This is a genomic window from uncultured Planktosalinus sp., from assembly GCF_963973675.1.
Lineage (GTDB): Bacteria > Bacteroidota > Bacteroidia > Flavobacteriales > Flavobacteriaceae > Planktosalinus.
Window position 1 is genome coordinate 1 of the sequence record NZ_CAXBAN010000183.1, and the last position, 5137, is coordinate 5137.

The following is a 5137-nucleotide window of genomic DNA, read 5'->3' on the forward strand; positions in this document are numbered from 1 at the left end:
CAAAGGGCAGAAGGTGATTCATGATTTCTGGATAATCTTGTTTTAGTTTAGAAAGCAATTCATCTTCAGATATATCATTTCCATATTTTTCATTTGTCCATTTGCTTTCAAATAATATCAACTTTTGCTCCGGTTCAGGAGTTTGCCATTTTTTGATTTCTTTGCCTTCATAGATATATTTAATGTGTTCAGATATAGACCATTCCTTGTTCACTATAAAAGCATCATTTAAACCAGTAATTAAACCTCTATAACATTTTCCATAAATCTCTCTAACAGTCGGCAGTTTTGTGATTTTTTCATTGATTAAGTTTTTGTCTTTAGACATAAAAGACCAAGAATCACTATTTAGACTTGATTGGTCAACTTTAACTACCGGCTCAATTTCTACCTCTATTACTTTCCCTTGTTTTGACTTTGGAATTTTTATATAATTGAATAGATTATTCTTTGGTTGATTATTCGTAAATGAAATAATAACAGGATATGTTGTAGCACCATCAAATACTTGAACTTCTGTAAAATCTATATAATTGTAAAATGATGTGTTTGATGATAGATATTCTCTAAGCACCTTTCCGGCTGTAGTTTTATCGAATGTGTTTGATATAAATGATAATATACCAAATGTTGGTTTGATAATCTTTGTGCCGAGCTCATAGAAGTAAGCAAACAGGTCACTTGCAGAATTAAACACTTTATAGTTGCCACTTAAATATTCAATAAATTCACCTAATAATTCAGCTCTCACATAAGGCGGATTCCCAATCACCACATCAAAGCCACCTTGGGCAAATACTTCGGGAAATTCTTGCTCCCAGTCAAACGCCTTGTCACCTGCCACAGCAGGATCGTCAATGAGGGAGTTGCCGCACTTGATGTTGTTGTTCAACCCGGTGAGCTTACGGCCTTTTTGGGCGGTGCGCAGCCAGAGGGAGAGTTTGGCAATCTCCACGCTTTCGTTGTTGATGTCCACCCCATAGAGGTTGTTTTCCAAAATGCTGTTTTCCACTTCGCTCAGCATCAAGGCATCGCCAAAAAGTTTGGCATGCAGTTCGTCCACATAGGCGTGCTCGGCAATCAAAAACTCCCGCAGGCCGGGTCGCAGATGGTGAGTTGCAATAGCCACTTGCGGTAGTCCTCCAGTTTTTGTGCGAGTGCTTTCACCACTTTTACGGGGCGGTTTTTACGGCCTTTGTCATAGTCAGTCTCGTCAATGCCCAGTGCGGTTTTTTGCTCTTCACACAGTTTGCCCAAGGTGTTATCGACAATGTATTTGGTGATGTATTTGGGCGTGTAAAACACGCCGTCCTTTTTGCGCTTGCTGCTGCTTTTGTCAACGGCCTGTCCTTCCAGTTCGGCCTGCAGTTCTTCTATTTCGTTAAGCGAATGCTCAAAGATATGCCCCAAAATATTGACGCTCACCTCGCTTTCAAAGTCATAACGGCTCAGGGCGACAGTGTGTTTGTAGAGCAGCTCGTCATCAATCGTGATGCTGTCCAGCACGGCATCAGGTTTGAAGAGTCCGCCGTTGTAAGCAAAAATGTCGTGCTTTTGCCCTTTGTGGCCGGTGTTTAGATAACCAAAATACTTTTTAAAACGGTCATAGAGTGGGGTATAGGCATCATATTGGTCGCGCAGGTCTTTCCATTGCTGCACAATGGCAAGGATGGAGTTGGGGGGGAGCAGCAGGCGGTCTTCGGCAAAAAAGATAAAGAGAAAACGATCCAGCAGCTTTTGGGTGACTTTAAACAGGGTGAGCTTGTCGTGTTGGGGGTTTTGGCTCACAATGTTGTGAAACACCTCGTTGCGAAACAGTGAGTAGTCTTTATACAACTGCTTGGTGATTTGCTCCTCCTGCGAGAGCGACTCTTCTTTGAGTTGTTTGGGCTTGCCCGCCAATACCATTTCTGCCGAAAGGCACAACCACAGCACATCAAACCGCTCCCGCGTTAATTGAAAGAGGTTAAACTCCTCAAAGTCCACCGCATTGTCGATATAAAAGCGCAGCTTTTCAAAGTTGGAGGTAATGACATACACACAGCCGGGCTGGTTGTTTTTATAGCCAAACGCCTGGGTTTCCACCTTGCCCAGGTCGGTAGTGGAGGTGCCTTTAAGCTCGATAACACCCAGCACCTGCTCGCCGTTTATGATGGCACCATCTGCTTTTTTGCTGTCCTTGACGTTTTTGAGTTCGGTGGTGAGGTTAAACTGGGGCGTGGGGTTTTTGACATAGCCCAGCACCTTGACAAACAAATCAATCAAAAACTCTCCCTGGTACTGCTCTTCCTTTGCCAGCAGGATATTCTCCTGTATCCCTGCATTGTGAAAATGCGCCGTAAACCGTTCATAAGCAGCATCGACCGTGGCGGTGTTTAAGGCGTTGGTGTATTTTTTTAGGACGGTGGATTGGAATAGAGGCATGCTTGGTTGTTAGGTTTTTGTTTGGTGATTACAGATAGGGAGATTTTTAAAAAAGTATGGGTTGTTTTATAAGGAAGAACCACGCGAAGTGACTCGCGCGGGTGCGGGTGATTATTTTTTTGATATTTTTCCATCTTTTTTAGAAAAGCCTTTATGTAATTCCCCAACATCTGTATTCTTATTAAATTTTAAATATTGACTTTGAAGATTGTTTTTCAGAAACTGTCTTTCTTTTTTATTTAAATTGTTTTTGAAGGATAAATAATAATTAAGCTTCAAAATAAAAGAATATTTAATAATCGGAATTCTAATTAACGGAATTAATTCTGATATGAGATTTTTATGTTGATTATAATTTATATCGCATAAAAGAAAGCAAAACAAAAAGATTTTAAATTGATTATTCTTACTATCTTTTTTTGCTATATGCAGCCTATCTAAAATAATACCTTCTAAATTTATATGGCCAATCATTTCATATAGTCTTACTTGAACTAGAGTTGGTATAACATTAGATATTAATTTGATTAAGTTCTTCGCTTCTCCATCTTGGTCATTTTTAATTATATCGGAAATATCTATTTCGCCGAATTCATCAAGCAATCTAAAGCTCCATAAACACGCATTATCTACTATATAATCAAATATTTGATAAACTAAATTTACGTCATTAATATCATCAATATTTCTATAAACCTTTCCAAGAATCTTTAAGCTTTCTTCGAGAGATTCAGTTGAATTGTTTATTACGCTTTTTTTCTTTTGTTTGACTTCACTGTGAGATTCATCAAGCTTCATTTCTTTTATGATTTCTTCTTCCATTTTATCCTTCTCTTGCTCAGTTAAACTATGTTGTAGTCTTCTCGCATATTTTTCAATTAGAGAACCTAAATTATCGGCTTGTTGTATCTTTGATATTAATATTGTGTCAATTTTATTATTCTCAAGATCATAAAAATCATTTAATTCATTAAAAATGTTTTTTGTTTTCGAAAAGATTTTATTTAAAAATTCTATATCATCTCTTTTAAATCCAGCATAAATTTCAAATTCATTAGAAAAGGATAAGTAGTAATCCTTATCTAAAATAACTTTATTTAAAAAATCTTTATCATATGTCATATATTGTGCAATAAAATATTCAAAGACACCTTTTAATCGAAATGAATATAAATCAACTCCTCTTTTTCTAAGTATTCCCTTACTATCTAAGTAATCAAAAATATCTTTTGGACTAGTTCTTATTCGAGGGTTTTTTTGGAGTTGAAGCTCAATAAAATCAATTATTTCAGAATATTTTGCATAATATGAATTCTTATGGTGTTTAGTAAGTAAATAATGTGCTAAATATGCCAGAAGTTTTTTATAATTATTAAATGTGAAAATTGCCGAATTCAGAGTAAGCTGTTCTTTTTCAAGAAGTTTTTCAATATATAAATCAATTAAATCTACATCATTATTTAAATTATTATTACCGTCCTTATTAAAAACCCATAAAAAAATGGAAATTGTCCAATAATTAAATGGTATTGATAGTTTTTTAAATATTGTACTTATTTTTTCAACAATTTGCTCCTGTTTCTCAACCGAAAGCTTATAGTTTTTCTTTGTTAATTCTTTTATATGAATCTTTCTTAATCTATGAAAATAAAGTTTAGATAAATTTCTTCCATCAAATCTATTATGTTCAAGCGAACTAATTGAATGTGAAGCTGAACAAATAATCAATCTAAAATTCTCGTGTGCGAAAACTATTTCTTCAAGCTCTTTAATTATATTACTTTGTTCAAAAGTGAAATTGTCTATTAATAAAACAATTTTTTTTTCGCTTATAAGACTTCTAGAGACTTGAATATTAATACTGAAGCTTTTTCCAAATTCTTTTTCAAAATTAAACTCTCTACTTGAATTGCTCCAGTCTTTAATGTCTATATAAAATGGTAAATAGTCAATATTGGAATAATCATTTAGAAGTTCTAATTCAATTTTTTTTAATAGAATTGTCTTACCGCATTTATCTTTACCAAAAATTATATAATCCTTATCAAAATCATAAAATTTTTCCCATTGAAAGTCAGGGCAATTTTGTTCTTCATCATTAAAAATTTCGGAAAGGGATTTATTTTTTAAAACAGGATTGGTACTAATTTCAAGCAAGTTTTTACTTGCTTTTATATTCCTATTTTCAATAAATAAGTCTTTAGACTCTTCAAGTAAAAAAGTATATCTATTTCTAATGTTTTTTCTTAATCTATTTTGTTCTCTTTTTATTTCATCAGTGGGTATATGGAATTTCTTAGGAGGTATTTCATAAAAAACTTCATTTTTAATATCATACATTCTGAATATTACACTAAACGAATCCTCCAAAAAATCAAAATCAATTATAGAATATCCAATTTGTGATTCATGATGAAAAGACAAGCATGCTGAACTCCCAAATTTTATTACTCCATCATTAGGTGTTAAATCTATATTTAATGAATTTTTATGTATATGACCGCTGAATAAAAAATCAAACCTTTTAAAAATCAAATCTTCAATTTCATATTCATTATAACCTTTTAACTGGCTTAAAGGATGATGATGAATTAAAACCTTGTATTTACAATTTCTTATTCTATCCAATGAGTGTTCAATTTTTGATAGGGGGTATATTAAGTTATCATCATCATTTATACCTACAGATCTCCAGGCAGTATTAATTGTTATA

Annotated in this window: 3 protein-coding genes; all 3 read right to left on the reverse strand. The window is 33.8% G+C overall.

The features are described 5' to 3' along the window. Window positions 1-1129 (reverse strand): Eco57I restriction-modification methylase domain-containing protein (locus AACY61_RS08280; RefSeq protein ID WP_339611100.1); only part of this gene is annotated, 1129 nt, incomplete at its 3' end. Next, window positions 1081-2424, reverse strand: coding sequence for a hypothetical protein (locus AACY61_RS08285; protein ID WP_339611102.1), 1344 nt, complete (start codon window positions 2422-2424; stop codon window positions 1081-1083). The genes AACY61_RS08285 and AACY61_RS08280, both read right to left, overlap by 49 nt. A gap of 111 nt (window positions 2425-2535) precedes the next feature. Continuing rightward, window positions 2536-5137, reverse strand: a 2602-nt coding sequence (locus AACY61_RS08290) for a hypothetical protein (RefSeq protein ID WP_339611103.1), incomplete at its 5' end; no start/stop codon positions are given.